The sequence below is a fragment of the Sphingomonas sp. genome (genome assembly GCF_965248875.1).
GTDB lineage: Bacteria > Pseudomonadota > Alphaproteobacteria > Sphingomonadales > Sphingomonadaceae > Sphingomonas.
The window spans coordinates 58,389-71,642 of record NZ_CBDFKR010000007.1; the positions used below are offsets into that span (position 1 = coordinate 58,389).

Genomic DNA, 13,254 nt, shown 5'->3' on the forward strand with positions numbered 1-13,254 from the left:
CGTGACGCCCGTCCTTCTTCCCGGCAACATGTGCGATGCGCGGCTATGGACCAGCACGATCCGCGCCGCGCTGCCCGGCGCGGTCGACGCCGACACGACGCGGGACGATACGATCGAGGGCATGGCCGCCCGGGCGCTCGCCGCCGCCGACGGCCCGCTGCTCCCGGTCGGCTTTTCGATGGGCGCGATCGTCGCGCTGGCGATGGCGCGCCGCGCACCCGACCGGATCGCCGGGGCGGTGCTGATCGGCCTCAACGCCGGCGCCGACCTGCCCGAACGCAGCGCTCACCGCCCGGCCCAGCAGGCGGAGGTCCGCGCTGGCGAGCTGGAGCGCGTGCTGGTCGAGGAGCTGAAGCCCAATTATCTCTCCGCCGCCAATCGCGGCAACGCCGCGCTGCTGGCGCTGCTGCGCGATATGGGGCTGGCGCTCGGTCCAGGGGTCTTCGTCCGGCAGAGCGAGGCGCTGCGGACCCGCCCCGACCTGACGCCGGCGCTGGCTGCGCTCGACGTGCCGGTCGCGCTGCTGTGCGGCGCGGAAGACGCGCTGTGCCCGCCGGCTTGGCACGAACGCTGGCGACGCCTCACCGGCCGCGCGACGCTCACCGTCGTCCCCGGCTGCGGACACATGCTCCCGCTCGAAGCGCCCGCCGCGGTCGTCGCCGCCATCCAGTCGCTCCCGTTGAAGGTTTCTGCATGATCCGAACCACCCATGTCGGCTCGCTGCCGCGCTCGGCGGCCGTCACCGACCTCGTCTTCGCGGCCGAGCGCGGCGAGCCCGTCGACGCCGCGCAGTTTGACCGGGTAATCGGCGCGGCAGTTGACGAAGCCGTGCGCCGTCAGGTCGCCGCCGGGATCGACATCGTCTCCGACGGCGAGATGGCGAAGATCAGCTACGCGACCTATATCAAGGATCGCATCACCGGCTTCGACGGCGACAGCCCGCGCCGCGCGCCCGCCGACCTGGAAGCATTTCCCTCTTTCCTGGAGCGCCAGGCGAAGGGCGGCGGCACGCCCTCCTATCGCCGCCCGCGCTGCGTCGGCGAGGTCGCGCCGCTGACGCTCGAGCCGCTCCATGACGACCTCCGCCGCTTCGACGCCGCGCTGGCCCGGCACAGCCATCCGGCGGGATTCATGAACGCTGCCTCGCCCGGCGTCATCGCGCTGTTCCAGCCTAACGACTTCTACCCCGATGACGACGCCTATCTCGACGCGCTCGCGGAGGCGATGCGGCCCGAATACGAGGCGATCGCCGCCGCCGGGCTGATCCTCCAGCTCGACAGCCCCGATCTCGGGCTCGGCCGCCACATGATGTACAAGGACCGGCCCGAGAGCGAATATCTGGAGCGTATCGAGCGCCACGTCGCCGTCCTCAACCACGCGCTGCGCAACGTTCCCGTGGACCGCATCCGCATGCATGTCTGCTGGGGCAATTACGAGGGTCCGCACCATTGCGACGTCGAGATGGCGACGATCCTGCCCGTGCTGATGAAGGCCAAGCCCGCCGGCCTCTTGTTCGAAACGAGCAACCCGCGCCACCAGCATGACTGGGAGGCGTTCGCAGCAGCGGCGGCGGCCATCCCGGCGGACACGGTGCTCATCCCCGGCGTGATCGACTCGACCACCAACTTCATCGAACATCCACGCGTCGTTGCCAACCGCATCCGCCAGTTCACCAACATCGTCGGCGCCGAGCGGGTGATCGCGGGGACCGACTGCGGCTTCTCGACCTTTGCGGGGTTCGGCGCGGTCGACCCCGAGATCGTCTATGCGAAGCTCGCAACGCTGGCTGACGGCGCAGCGATCGCCTCGCAGCGGTTGGCGGCGTGATGCTCAAGGACCGCCTCGCCGCCGGCGATCATCTGCTCGGCACCTTTCTCAAGACCCCGGCGCCGATGCTGGTCGAGGTGCTCGCGACGTGCGGCCTCGATCTGCTCTGCCTCGATGCGGAGCACGCGCCGTTCGACCGCGCCGCGATCGACGCCTGCGTGTTCGCCGCGCGCGCCTGCGACTTGCCCGTCATCGTCCGCACCCCCACCGCCGCGCACGAGCACATCCTCAACGCGCTTGACTGCGGCGCGGACGGGGTGCTGCTGCCGCACATCCGCTCGGCGGCAGAGGCGGCGGCGGCGGTGGCGGCGGCGACCTATCGCCCCGGCGGGCGCGGCTATGCCGGCTCGTCGCGCTCTGCCCGCTACGGCCTCGCCACCATGTTCGATCACCGCGCCGCCAGCGCCATGCGCACCACGGTGATCGCGCAGATCGAGGATGTGGACGCGCTAAGTGAGCTCGACGCCATCGCCGCGACGCCGGGGCTCGATGCGCTGTTCGTCGGCCGCATCGACCTGACGGTTGCGCTTGACGCCGCCTCACCCGACGCGCCGGAGGTGATCGCCGCGGTCGACCGCGTCATCGCTGCGGGTCAGGCGGCGGGCGTGCCGGTCGGCATGTTCGTGCCGCGCAACGAGGATGTCGCGGGCTGGCGCGCCAAGGGGGCGACGTTGTTCCTGCAGGGGTCCGACCACGGCTTCCTGCGCGCCGGCGCGGCCGCACTGCGTCAGGCGGTCGCAGGATGACGCTCCCCGTCACGCCATCCTTTCGCCTCGACGGACGCCGGGCGCTCGTCACCGGCGCGGGGCGCGGGATCGGCCTGGCTGCCGCCGCAGCGCTGGCGGACGCGGGCGCGGCGGTGACGCTGGTCGCGCGGACGGCAGCGGAGATCGAGGCGGCGGCGGTTGAGATGCCGGGGGCCGACTGGGCCACGCTCGACGTACTCGACACCGCCGCGGTCGCAGCCTTCTTCGCGGGCCGCGCCGCCTATCAGGTGCTCGTCAACAACGCCGGCACCAACCGCCCCAAGCCACTTTGGGAAGTGACACCCGACGATTACGACGCGGTGCTCGACCTCAACCTCCGCGCCGCCTTTTTCGTCGCCCAAGCCGCGGCGAAGGCGATGCTGCGTGACGGGACACCGGGCAGCCTGATTCATATCGGCTCGCAGATGGGGCATGTCGGCGGCCCAGGCCGCTCGCTCTACTGCGCCTCAAAATGGGGACTGGAGGGGATGAGCAAGGCGTTCGCGCTCGATCTCGCCGCACATGGCGTCCGCTCCAACACGATCGCACCGACCTTCATTGAGACGCCGCTGACCCGCCCGTTCTTAGACGACGCCGCGTTCAAGGCGAGCGTGCTGGCCAAGATCAAGCTCGGGCGGCTCGGCACGGTCGAGGACCTGATGGGCGCGGTCGTGTTCCTCGCCGCCGATGCATCGGCGCTGATGACCGGGACCAGCCTCGTGGTCGATGGCGGCTGGACCGCCGACTGACGCTCACCGCTGACCGTTCCTGCCGGCATTCGCCGTTAAGCTCGTCGGGCGCGGCATGCTATGCCGCGACGGCGGACGGGGGGATCGGCGGGTGAGTGGGCCGGACACGGGCGAATGGGAGCTGATCTGGCGACAGTTCGACCGGCTGGTCGACCGCGCCCGGGCCGACCAGGCCAAACTGCTCCGCCACAGCGCGCTGCCGCCAGCACTCCAGCGGAAGGTCGAGCGGCTGCTCGCGGCGCATGGCCATGACGGCGTCCTCGATCGCCCGCTCACCGCGGATGCGAAAGCCGCGCACGCCGCCGAGCCCGCCGAACTCACGCCGGGCGCGACCCTCGGTCACTTTCAGGTCGAGCAGCTGATCGGCCGCGGCGGCGCGGGCGAGGTCTATCGTGCACACCGCGTCGCCGGGGGCTTCGGACAGACCGTCGCGCTCAAGCTCATGCGTGCGGAGGCCGCCCCCCATCTCGCCGCGTTCGAGGCCGAACGCGCGCTGCAAGCGAGTTTCGAGCACCCCGGCATCGCCCGGCTGATCGACGGCGGCGCGGGGCCGCACGACCGGCCGTGGATGGCGCTGGAGCTGGTCGAGGGCGTGCCGATCACGCGCTGGTGCGCCGATCATGCCGCGCCGTTGGCGACGCGGCTCGACCTGTTCCTGCAGGTCTGCGACGCCGTTGCCTATGCCCATGCGCGTCTCGTTGTCCATTGCGACCTGAAGCCCGGCAACATCCTCGTCACCCCCGACGCACGGGTAAAGCTGCTGGATTTCGGCATTGCCCAGGTGATCAGCCAGCGCGAACGCGCGGGCGACGCCGCACCTATGCGGCTGACCCCCGATTATGCCGCCCCCGAACAGCTGGCCGCCGAGCCGCTGACGGTTGCTACCGATGTCTGGGGGCTGGGCTGCATCCTTGCGGAACTTCTGACCGGCACGCCGCCGTGGCAGCCCCGGCCGGGCAGCCTGCCCGTCGTCATCCGCCGCCTGCAAGGCGGCGCGCCGCGGCTGCCGAGCGACCTCGCCCGCGCGCTCGCCAACCCGCCGATCGCGCCGGCGCGATTGACCGGCGACCTTGACGCGATCGTCGCGCGCGCGACACAGCCGCGCGCAGAGGACCGCTATCCCGGCGTGCTCGCGCTCGCCGAAGATGTTCGCCGTCATTGCGATCGGCGGCCGGTCGCCGCCCGGTCCGCCTCCCTGCTCTACCGCGCGCGGCTGTTCACGCGGCGTCACTATATGGGCGTCACCGCCGCGGCGCTGGCCATCGTGGCGACGATCGGCGGCGTGATCGGCACCGTCTGGCAGGCGCATGAGGCGACGCTGCAGCGCGATGTCGCGCGCGACCGCGTCGCGCAGTTGCAGGCGACCAATCAGGTGCTCTTGCTGATGTTCCGCGACATCGGCGACAGCGATCAGATGCGCGGCGTGACTGTCCGCGACATGCTGGGCAGCACGTCGGCAAGGCTATTGCGTGCGCTGCCGCCCGACTCACCCGACGCCGCGCCGGCCGTCGCGGCGCTGGCCGATATCTACCTCATCACGGAAAGCAACCGCGACGCACGCGCGCTGCTCACCCAGGCGCTCGCTCGCGGCGTCGGCGGCACCGACCCGGCGGCGCGCGCACAGCTTCAGCTCAAGCTCGGCACGGTGCTGACGCTCGACGGCGATTTCGCGCCCGCCACCCGGCTGATCGCCGCAGCGGATGCCGTCTTCGCCGCCGCCCCCAATCGCTACCGCGCCGAGCGCGTAGAGGCTACGGGCGCCCACGCCCTGCTGCTGCGCGGGCAGGGGCATGCCGACCAGGCGATCGCGCTGCTGCAGCGCACCATGCCCGAGGCGGAGGTCGCATGGCGCGATGCCGATCGCGATCTGGCGACCCGGTACGCCAGCCTGGCGACGATGCTGGCCGATCGCGGCGATTATCGGGATGCCGATCGGCTGCTCGATCGCGCGGCCGTTCACCTTGGCGGCGGCGCTGCGCCACCCGGTAATGCGCTGCTCAACCTGCAGCGGCTGGCGGGCGATCTGGCGGCGCGATCGGGCGACGCCGCGCGGGGCGGTGACCTTTTGAGCCGCACGGTGGCGGCGCGACGGCGCTGGTACGGGTCCTCGCTGGCGCTGTCGGTCGACCTGCTCCACCGCGGCCGGCTGGAGGCGCAACAGGGCCGGTTCGCGGCGGCGCTGCGCGATCTGGACGAGGCGGGGCCGATGATGGCGGACCATTTCGGCGCCGCCAGCGCGCCGATGACCCAGATCAAGGTCGCGCAGGCCTATGCACTGGCCATGTCCGGCGATGCGCCCCGCGCCGCGGCGTTGCTGCCGGCGGCCAACCCCGCCCCGCCGGTCGACGGCCGCCCGCCGCTGCCCGCGGTGCGGCTGCTCTACACGCGGGCCGCGGTGGCGCTGGCGCGGGGCAGGGCCGCCGACGCGCGGGTGCTGTTCGATGCGGCGGAAACCGCGGCAGCGCAGATCGGGACGGCGGCGACGGGGGTGCAGGCAGAGGCGGCGGTGCTACGCGCGCGGTTCGGCCGGCGCTGAGGGCGTCAGTCCGCCGCCATCTCCGCATGGATCCAGGCCCGCGCGCGTGTCCATTTGCGCCGCACGGTGCGGTCGGAGATGCCTAGGATCGCCGCCGTCTCTTCGTCGTCGTAACCGGCAAAGAAGCGACAATCGACGATCCGCGCCAGCTCGGGATCAACGTCGGTCAGCTGCTTCAGCGCATCGTTGAGCTTGACGATCTGCAGGTCCGACGCCGGCCCCGCGACCGCCGTTGCGGCCCAGTCGTCGGGCTGCGTCCGCTTGCCGCGCAGCCGCGCCCGCGCCGCATCGACCAGCACGTGCCGCATCGCCGTCGCGGCGCAGGCGAGGAAGTGCGTCCGGTCATGCCACGCGTCGCGGCGCCGCAGCTTCAGATACGCTTCGCCGATCAGCGCTGTGGTCTGCAGCGTCATCGGCGATCCGGCGCGGTAATGTTCACGCCGCGCGATGCCGCGAAGTTCACTGTACAGTTCGGCGACCAGCACATCGGTGCCACCCGGTGGTCCGTCCGGCCAGTCACCCGGCTCGGCCGCCGCCGGATCGTCGCTCGCCATCCGCCCGCGGTCTCCTCACGCGCGCCCCTATCGGGGCGGCGGACCCGAAACAAGCCGCAGCGGCCAGCGTAAGTGCCGCTAATGCGTCATGAAAACGCGTGTGATCACCAGCGGAGCAGGAGCTGTCCGAGCATCGCGCCGACGCCGGTCACCAGCGCGCTGGCCGGCGAGTACCAGATCAGGACAAACGCCGGTGCGTTCTCGGTACAGGCCAACGCGTAGACAGCCGCCGCGGCCGCTCCGGACGCGAGCCCCAGAGTGGCCCCGGCGCGGCGCAGGTTGGTCGGCGCCTCCCGGCGGATTGCCCGAAACAGCGCTGCGAGAATCGGCGCGGACACCGCCGCGATCCGGATAGGGCAGCGGTCCCGGCTGCCGCCGAGCAGCCTCTGCGCGGCCGTCCCGTGCGCACCGCCATCAGCCAGATCGCCGTCGCCGCCGCCAGCCCCGCCAGTCCCGCCAGCGGCCAAGCGAACACGCGCCACCCGCCGAATGCGCCCCCGGGCCGCGCCAGCCGTTGGGCGGCGGCCGGCGCGAGCGCGCCAAGCGCCGAGCGCGCCGACCTATAGACAGCTTTCATCGCGAACGGCGCCATCCGCGCCGGCGTCAGCGCCCCGGCTGAACGCCATAGATGACCATCCGGATCACCGTCGCCTGCGCGGGCCTGAGCCCCTGCAGCAGGCGGTGGAGCACCGATGCGCTGGTCACCGCCGCTTCGTGATTGCCGGCCGCGACCTCCGCCTCGCCCAGTTCGCCGGTAGCGTACGCTTCATCGCACGCAGCCGGTCGATCCACTTGTACCGCGCAATCGCCGCCAGCCAGGGCCGAAACGGCCGCCCCCACGCATTGGTGTGCCGTTTGGCGTGGATCGCAGTCAGCGCATCCTGCGCCGCGTCCTCCACCATCGCGGGCTGCAGCCGGCGCGCATAGAAGCGCCGCAGCCACGGATCGATCTGCTGCGGCAACCGGCGGTAGGCGCCCCCATTGCCGCCCTGCGCCGTGACCATCAGGTCGCCCAATAAATCCGACGCTCGACAAGCTGTGGCCGGGCCCGCCGGAGCGCCGCAGGCGGCTGGTGGCTGGCGCCGGTGACTTTCTCGGCGCGGGCCCCGGGAGAGCGGGAGCCGGTGGACAAGCAAACCGGGACGGACGCGCGGAACCTAGGCCGCGGCCGACCCCTGGCGGGGTAGGCGTGCCGGAAGGGCGTCGGGCAGGCCGCCGTGCCGTCGTCTCGATTAGGGCCGCTGCCGGGCCTCGAACCGGTCCCCGACCAGGTCGAGGCGAATGAGGCGGGTCGTGATCGCGGCCTCGCTGCGTCCGATCTGCGCTGCGAGCAGCGCGAGGCCTTCGCCGCCATACCAGCCGCGGATCAGCGCCTCATCCTCCGACTCCATCCATGCTCTTCGGCCCCGGGCGGCAACCTCCGCGTCATTGCCGTTGGACCGCCGAGGCGGCGGGGGCGGATGAAGCGTGGCGAGAGCAGAAGCGACCCCCTGCCATTCGTGCAGGTGGAGCGAAAGACGGCCGTCGCTGCAATCGAGGATCAGCTGCTCGCCCGCCCGGGTCAGCCGAAATTGACGTCCTTTGACTCCCCACAGGAGTGAACGGCTGGTCGGCATGCCGTGAAAGAACATGGCGTCGTTGTCGTGCGAGTCGAGACCAGGGTCAAGCGCGAGTGCGACAGGCTGCATCTGATTGTTTCAGAGGGGACGTGCCGCGGATCGCGCGCGCGACATCGAGCAAGCCAGCCGAATCCGGCAGGCCGGCATTCCGCGCACACGCACTGACGCTTTGTTGCGTGGTGCCCGGCTAAACGCGCATCGGCATAAGCACGTAAAGCGCCGCCGCCTTGTCATTCTCGCGAATCAAGGTCGGCGCGGCGGCGTCGGCGAGATGGACCTCAACCAGGTCGCCGTCGATCTGGCCGAGAATGTCGAGCAGGTAACGCGAGTTGAAGCCGATCTCGAACCCCTGCGCGGCGTATTCGCCGGGCACTTCCTCCGCCGCCGTACCGTTCTCGGGACTGGTCACCGACAGCGTCACCTTGTCGCGATCGAGCGCCATCTTGACCGCGCGGGTTTTCTCGGTTGCGATCGTAGCGACGCGATCGACCCCTTCCTTGAAGCTCGCCGGGTCAATCTTGAGGATTTTGTCGTTTCCGGTCGGGATGACCCGGCTGTAGTCGGGAAAGGTGCCGTCGATCAGCTTCGAGGTCAGGATCGCCTGACCGAGGTCGAAGCGGATCTTCGACCCCGACAGCGATACGCCGACCGAACCATCGATCTCGTCGAGCAGCTTGCGCAGTTCGCCGACGCATTTGCGCGGCACGATAACGTCGGGCATCCCGCTCGCACCATCGGGCAGCGGCACGGTGACCCGCGCCAGCCGGTGGCCGTCGGTCGCCGCCGCCTTCAAGACCGGGCCGCTGCCGTCCTCACTCGAATGCAGGAAAATGCCGTTGAGATAGTAGCGCGTCTCCTCCGTTGAGATGGCGAAGCGCGTCTTATCGATGATCTGCTTCAGCGTTTCGGCGGGCAGCTCGAACTTGGTCGGCAGCTCGCCTTCGGCGATCACCGGGAAATCGTCGCGCGGCAACGTCGCCAGGCTGAAACGCGCGCGTCCCGCGACGATCGTCATGCGGCCCTCCGCGGCGGCAAGCGAGACCTGCGACCCTTCGGGCAGTTTGCGGGCGATGTCGAACAGCGTGTGGGCGGAGACGGTGATCGCGCCCGGCTGATCTACCGCGGCGGCGACCTGTTCGTTGATCTGGAGATCGAGGTCGGTCGCCATCAGCCGCAGCGCGCCTTCGCCGGTCGCCTCCAGCAGCACGTTGGAGAGGATCGGGATGGTGTTGCGCCGCTCCACCACCGACTGCACGTGGCTCAGCCCCTTCAGCAGCGTCGCGCGTTCGATCGTCGCCTTCATCACCTTGTCCCCCGCCCCGCCCTGCGGGGTCACCTTCGCTGCAACCTAGCGGAGGGGCAGGGCGACGGGCAAGCGGGGGTTCGCGCCAAAAGCGTGGACAAGATGAACGGCCGGGCTAAGCGCGGATCATGCGTAAGGGTCGGGACTTCATCGCGCGGCACGGCGAGACAGTATTCAACGCCGCGGGGCGGCTGCAGGGCGACTTCCCGCACACACCGTTGACCCGCGCCGGGTTCGCCCAGGCGGACGAGATGGGTCGTGCGCTGCGCGACCTGCTGGGTGCAAAACCAGCGCTTACGCTGTGGTCGTCGCCCTCGGGACGCGCGCTGCAGACGCTGGCAGTCATAGCCGAGCATCTCGCGCTGGACTGGCACGGCGCGCGGATCGACGAGCGGCTGGTCGAAATCGGCATGGGCGGCTGGGGCGGGCGCTATTATGCCGATGTGGTCGGAGAGGTTGGGCCGGTGATCACCGCGGAGGGGCTGCTGCGCCCGGCGCCCGACGGTGAACGCTACGACGCGATCGCGAGGCGGACCGGCAGCTGGCTGGCGGACACCGATGACGACGTGGGCGATCGGCTGGTGATCATGCACGGCATCTCCAGCCGCGTGCTGCGCGGGCTGATGACCGGGGTGAATGCCCATGCCGAGTTCGCCGCGCCGATCGCGCCGGGGCTGCCGCAGGGATCGGTGGTGCTCATCGCGCAGGGTCGCGAGAGCGTGCCGCATCTGGGCGCCGGACGCGCGCCCGCGTGAATGCCGTGCTGGCCCTGTTGCTGGCGGGCACGATGCCGGCCGGACGCGAAGCGCTGGGGGTCTGGCACGGGTGGGGCGCGTTCCGCGATCGCACGCCCGTCAGGTGCTTCGCGATCGCCCGGCCGGCCGGAGCGGCGCGACGAAGCGCGGGGTTCATCAGTGTCGGCGACTGGCCGGGGCAGGGGCTGCGCAGCTCGCTTCACCTCCGCCTCAGCCGGGCGCGGGATCGGTCCGCGCCGGTCACCCTGACGATCGGAGAGCGCCGCTTCGCGCTCGCCGCCAACACCGCCGACGCCTGGGCAGGCGACGCGCCGAGCGACCGCGCCATCGTGGCGGCCATGCGCGGCGCCCGCTCGCTTAGCATCGAAGGCGTCGGCGAGGGGGGGCAGCCCTTTGCCGACACCTATGCGCTGGCGGGTGCGGCAACCGCCATCGACGCCGCGGCGCTGGGATGCGCCCGCGGCGGCTGAAACATGCGTTACCTGCTCCAGACGATTCGCCCGGTGGTCGAGGATCTGGCGGGCACGGCGACCTTCTACCTCCTGTTCCTTGCGACCGGCTCGGCCCCGCTGGCGGCGGCGGTCGGGCTCGGCATCGGGCTGATGCAGATCGCGGTTCACCTGCGCCGGAGGACGCCGGTGCCGGCGCTGCTCGCGGTCGGCGTCGTGCTGACGGTGGCGCTCGGCGCGGTGACGCTGGTCACTGCCGATCCGCGCTTCCTGCTGGTCAAGCCTAGCATCGTCTATGCCGCAGTCGGGCTGACCATGCTGCCGCGCGGCTGGGTGCGGCGCTATGTGCCGCCGATCGCGCTACCGCTGCTGCCCGCGCGCACCTTTGACCTGGTCGGCTGGGGCTGGGCGGCGCTCATCCTCGGTACGGCACTGCTGAACCTGGTGCTGGTAGCCATGCTGCCGCCGGTCCGCGCTGCGGCGGCGTTCGTGCTATGGGGCGTCGCCTCCAAACTGGCGCTGTTCGGCGGCCAATACGCGCTGCTCTACCCCCGCGCCCGGCGGGCCGCGATCGACCAGCATGGGCGCCGGCGCTAGCGTCCGCGCTGGCGAAATGACGCCATCCGCGCTATATTGCCCTCATGCTGACAGACGTAGCGCCCCCTATGCCCATCCCCGGGCACATTGACCCCGTGCCCGTCGCGCGGACGCTTGCGCCGCGGCCGGACGGGCGCGTCGACCTGATCGGCCTGTCAAAGGATCAGCTGCGGGCAGCGCTCGCCGACACGGGCATGGACCCGCGACAGGCGAAACTGCGCGGCAAGCAAATCTGGCACTGGCTCTATAATCGCGGCGCGACCGAGTTCGCGCAGATGACCGACATCGCCAAGGCGCAGCATCCCTGGTTGACCGATCGCTTTGTGGTCGGCCGTCCGGAGGTGGTCGAGACGCAGGTCTCGACCGACGGCACGCGCAAATGGCTGCTGCGGAGCCCGGACGCGCAGGATTACGAGATGGTCTTCATCCCCGACGCCGACCGGGGCACGCTGTGCGTGTCGAGCCAGGTCGGCTGTACGCTCAACTGCCGTTTTTGCCACACCGGCACGATGCGGCTGGTGCGTAACCTGACCGCGGGCGAGATCGTCGGCCAGGTGATGCTCGCGCGCGACGCGCTGGGTGAGTGGCCGTCGTCGCCCGAGGGGCGGATGCTGACCAACATCGTGATGATGGGGATGGGCGAGCCGCTGTATAATTTCGATGCGGTGCGCGACGCGCTGCGGCTGGTGATGGACGGCGACGGGCTGGCGCTGTCGAAGCGGCGGATCACGCTCAGCACCTCGGGCGTGGTGCCGATGATGGCGCGCGCCGGCGAGGAGATCGGTGTCAATCTGGCGGTGTCGTTGCACGCGGTGACCAAGGAGGTGCGCGACGAGATCGTGCCGCTCAACCGCAAATATGGGATCGACGAGCTGCTCGCCGCCTGCGCCGCCTATCCCGGCGCCAACAACGCGCGACGGATCACGTTCGAATACGTCATGCTGCGCAACAAGAACGACAGCGACGCGGATGCGCGCGAGCTGGTGCGGCTGGTCAAGGCGTACAAGCTGCCGGCCAAGGTCAATCTGATCCCGTTCAACCCCTGGCCCGGCGCGCCTTACGAATGCTCGACCCCGGAACGTATCCGCGCCTTTTCGAACATCGTCTTCGAGGCGGGCATCAGCGCCCCGACCCGTACGCCGCGCGGCCGCGACATCGACGCGGCCTGTGGCCAGCTCAAGACTGCGGCGGAGAAGAAGAGCCGCGCGGAGCTTGATCGTCAGGCAGAGGCGAAGCTGGCGGCGCTGGGGTGAGGCGACCGCGTTCCAGCGCCAGAATATCACTTTCGCTGTATGCGCCGACGGTCCAGATGAAGCTCTGGACGTCCGTGCTATCCCGCGGCTTCAGCTCCGCGAGCGCCCGTTTCGTGTCCGCCACCAGCATCAGCAACGAGCGGTATACGTCGGCGGCAGGGTCGGGCGAATAGTCGAATTGAAATCGATGGCCGATGCGTTGGGCGTAATCGCGGGTGACCTCCGGCTTCAGGAACATGTGCCGGTCCGGCGCCCATAAGCTCGGCAAGTATGTCAGCAAGGGCCAGGATGCCCGGCCATGCGGCGCTAATGCAGCCGACATGCCCGCCAGCCCAGCCTCGAGTTCGTCACGCGCGAAACGGGCCGCTGCTCTGACAAATCCTGTCCGTTCGGGCCGCCGAGCATTTCATGGGCGCGGGCGAACTCGGTGGAATCGAGCACGTTCGTCTTGGAAAAGGCGCGGCGCACCTGCAATGCCTGCAGCGCCGTAGCCTCGGAGGCAGCATCCAGCGGGAGAATGGCCTCTAGTCGCTCCTGTGCCTCGACCTTGTATGTGCGCTCGTCACGCATGTAGTCGGCATCGGCGAACGTCTCGGGGAAGGCGCGCCGGAAGCGTGAGATCGCGCCTGCGATGCCGACATAATTGGGATGCAGCCTGGCTGCCTGTTCTCACAGCAGATGCCGCAGCGCCGCCAAATCGGTGCTCTCAAGAATAGGCTCGGCCTTGCCCTTTCTGATCAGCCTGTCACGGTATGTGCCCGCATCGGTGCCGATCCGGATCGTGTGCTCACCAATCTTTTCCTCGGGCAGCATCAGCATCTGCACCAGCCTGATAGGGTTCAGGCGGCGATCATAGCTAAATGCGT

At 70.2% G+C, this 13,254-nt stretch carries 17 protein-coding genes; 9 read left to right on the top strand and 8 right to left on the bottom strand.

Translation table 11 applies throughout. The annotated features are described in order from the left end of the window. Position 1 precedes the first annotated feature (1 nt). From ACP2AD_RS04995 to ACP2AD_RS05015, 5 genes are all read left to right on the top strand, one after another. Entirely contained in the window at positions 2-697 is a 696-nt protein-coding gene (locus ACP2AD_RS04995) for an alpha/beta fold hydrolase (protein ID WP_425228986.1), read from the top strand. Beyond that, positions 694-1,827, top strand: coding sequence for a cobalamin-independent methionine synthase II family protein (locus ACP2AD_RS05000; protein WP_425228987.1), 1,134 nt, complete (start codon positions 694-696; stop codon positions 1,825-1,827). Before ACP2AD_RS04995 ends, ACP2AD_RS05000 begins: the two co-directional genes overlap by 4 nt. Further along, positions 1,827-2,573, top strand: a complete 747-nt coding sequence (locus ACP2AD_RS05005) for an HpcH/HpaI aldolase family protein (protein WP_425229216.1) — start codon at positions 1,827-1,829, stop codon at positions 2,571-2,573. Before ACP2AD_RS05000 ends, ACP2AD_RS05005 begins: the two co-directional genes overlap by 1 nt. Then, positions 2,570-3,322: an SDR family NAD(P)-dependent oxidoreductase gene (locus ACP2AD_RS05010; protein WP_425228988.1), complete on the top strand. Its 753-nt coding sequence runs from the start codon at positions 2,570-2,572 to the stop codon at positions 3,320-3,322. Before ACP2AD_RS05005 ends, ACP2AD_RS05010 begins: the two co-directional genes overlap by 4 nt. Positions 3,323-3,413: 91 nt before the next feature. Further along, the gene (locus tag ACP2AD_RS05015; RefSeq protein WP_425228989.1) at positions 3,414-5,858 is read left to right on the top strand and encodes a protein kinase domain-containing protein; all 2,445 of its coding nucleotides are present in this window, start codon (positions 3,414-3,416) and stop codon (positions 5,856-5,858) included. Between the two features lie 5 nt (positions 5,859-5,863). Here the strand turns inward: ACP2AD_RS05015 and ACP2AD_RS05020 are convergent, their stop codons facing one another. The 5 genes from ACP2AD_RS05020 to dnaN all read right to left on the bottom strand — a co-directional run bounded on the left by ACP2AD_RS05020 (position 5,864) and on the right by dnaN (position 9,334). Beyond that, the gene (locus tag ACP2AD_RS05020) at positions 5,864-6,412 is read right to left on the bottom strand and encodes an ECF-type sigma factor (protein ID WP_425228990.1); all 549 of its coding nucleotides are present in this window, start codon (positions 6,410-6,412) and stop codon (positions 5,864-5,866) included. Between the two features lie 104 nt (positions 6,413-6,516). Beyond that, a complete protein-coding gene (locus ACP2AD_RS05025; protein WP_425228991.1) occupies positions 6,517-6,894 on the bottom strand; it encodes an NrsF family protein in 378 nt (125 codons plus the stop codon). 219 nt (positions 6,895-7,113) lie between these two features. Continuing rightward, positions 7,114-7,428, bottom strand: coding sequence for a sigma factor (locus ACP2AD_RS05030; RefSeq protein ID WP_425228992.1), 315 nt, complete (start codon positions 7,426-7,428; stop codon positions 7,114-7,116). A 216-nt stretch (positions 7,429-7,644) separates the two neighbouring features. Next, entirely contained in the window at positions 7,645-8,100 is a 456-nt protein-coding gene (locus ACP2AD_RS05035; RefSeq protein ID WP_425228993.1) for a hypothetical protein, read from the bottom strand. 118 nt (positions 8,101-8,218) lie between these two features. Continuing rightward, positions 8,219-9,334, bottom strand: a complete 1,116-nt coding sequence (gene dnaN / locus ACP2AD_RS05040) for a DNA polymerase III subunit beta (protein WP_425229217.1) — start codon at positions 9,332-9,334, stop codon at positions 8,219-8,221. Between the two features lie 128 nt (positions 9,335-9,462). Between dnaN and ACP2AD_RS05045 the strand changes: the two genes are divergently transcribed. The 4 genes from ACP2AD_RS05045 to rlmN are packed head-to-tail and all read left to right on the top strand — an operon-like array spanning position 9,463 to position 12,388. Continuing rightward, entirely contained in the window at positions 9,463-10,089 is a 627-nt protein-coding gene (locus ACP2AD_RS05045) for a histidine phosphatase family protein (RefSeq protein WP_425228994.1), read from the top strand. A gap of 32 nt (positions 10,090-10,121) precedes the next feature. Further along, a complete protein-coding gene (locus ACP2AD_RS05050; RefSeq protein ID WP_425229218.1) occupies positions 10,122-10,559 on the top strand; it encodes a hypothetical protein in 438 nt (145 codons plus the stop codon). A 3-nt stretch (positions 10,560-10,562) separates the two neighbouring features. Beyond that, the gene (locus ACP2AD_RS05055; RefSeq protein WP_425228995.1) at positions 10,563-11,135 is read left to right on the top strand and encodes a septation protein IspZ; all 573 of its coding nucleotides are present in this window, start codon (positions 10,563-10,565) and stop codon (positions 11,133-11,135) included. A 44-nt stretch (positions 11,136-11,179) separates the two neighbouring features. Next, positions 11,180-12,388 carry a 23S rRNA (adenine(2503)-C(2))-methyltransferase RlmN gene (gene rlmN / locus ACP2AD_RS05060; protein WP_425228996.1) on the top strand — a complete coding sequence of 403 codons (1,209 nt, stop codon included), beginning with the start codon at positions 11,180-11,182 and terminating at the stop codon, positions 12,386-12,388. Here rlmN and ACP2AD_RS05065 read toward each other — a convergent pair. From ACP2AD_RS05065 to ACP2AD_RS05075, 3 genes are all read right to left on the bottom strand, one after another. Then, positions 12,312-12,626 (bottom strand): hypothetical protein, encoded by a 315-nt coding sequence (locus tag ACP2AD_RS05065; RefSeq protein ID WP_425228997.1) that lies wholly within the window; start codon positions 12,624-12,626, stop codon positions 12,312-12,314. The genes rlmN and ACP2AD_RS05065 overlap by 77 nt on opposite strands. Positions 12,627-12,694: 68 nt before the next feature. After that, positions 12,695-12,958 (bottom strand): hypothetical protein, encoded by a 264-nt coding sequence (locus ACP2AD_RS05070; protein ID WP_425228998.1) that lies wholly within the window; start codon positions 12,956-12,958, stop codon positions 12,695-12,697. 99 nt (positions 12,959-13,057) lie between these two features. Beyond that, a complete protein-coding gene (locus tag ACP2AD_RS05075; RefSeq protein WP_425228999.1) occupies positions 13,058-13,207 on the bottom strand; it encodes a hypothetical protein in 150 nt (49 codons plus the stop codon). Positions 13,208-13,254: the final 47 nt, after the last annotated feature.

Coding starts and splice junctions, on each gene's coding strand:
- ACP2AD_RS05000 (WP_425228987.1), top strand. CDS start 694: ATGATCCGAACCACCCATGTCGGCTCGCTGCCGCGCTCGGCGGCCGTC.
- ACP2AD_RS05005 (WP_425229216.1), top strand. CDS start 1,827: ATGCTCAAGGACCGCCTCGCCGCCGGCGATCATCTGCTCGGCACCTTT.
- ACP2AD_RS05010 (WP_425228988.1), top strand. CDS start 2,570: ATGACGCTCCCCGTCACGCCATCCTTTCGCCTCGACGGACGCCGGGCG.
- ACP2AD_RS05020 (WP_425228990.1), bottom strand. CDS start 6,412: ATGGCGAGCGACGATCCGGCGGCGGCCGAGCCGGGTGACTGGCCGGAC.
- ACP2AD_RS05035 (WP_425228993.1), bottom strand. CDS start 8,100: ATGCAGCCTGTCGCACTCGCGCTTGACCCTGGTCTCGACTCGCACGAC.
- dnaN (WP_425229217.1), bottom strand. CDS start 9,334: ATGAAGGCGACGATCGAACGCGCGACGCTGCTGAAGGGGCTGAGCCAC.
- ACP2AD_RS05045 (WP_425228994.1), top strand. CDS start 9,463: ATGCGTAAGGGTCGGGACTTCATCGCGCGGCACGGCGAGACAGTATTC.
- ACP2AD_RS05050 (WP_425229218.1), top strand. CDS start 10,122: ATGCCGGCCGGACGCGAAGCGCTGGGGGTCTGGCACGGGTGGGGCGCG.
- ACP2AD_RS05055 (WP_425228995.1), top strand. CDS start 10,563: ATGCGTTACCTGCTCCAGACGATTCGCCCGGTGGTCGAGGATCTGGCG.
- rlmN (WP_425228996.1), top strand. CDS start 11,180: ATGCTGACAGACGTAGCGCCCCCTATGCCCATCCCCGGGCACATTGAC.
- ACP2AD_RS05065 (WP_425228997.1), bottom strand. CDS start 12,626: ATGTTCCTGAAGCCGGAGGTCACCCGCGATTACGCCCAACGCATCGGC.
- ACP2AD_RS05070 (WP_425228998.1), bottom strand. CDS start 12,958: ATGCGTGACGAGCGCACATACAAGGTCGAGGCACAGGAGCGACTAGAG.
- ACP2AD_RS05075 (WP_425228999.1), bottom strand. CDS start 13,207: ATGCTGATGCTGCCCGAGGAAAAGATTGGTGAGCACACGATCCGGATC.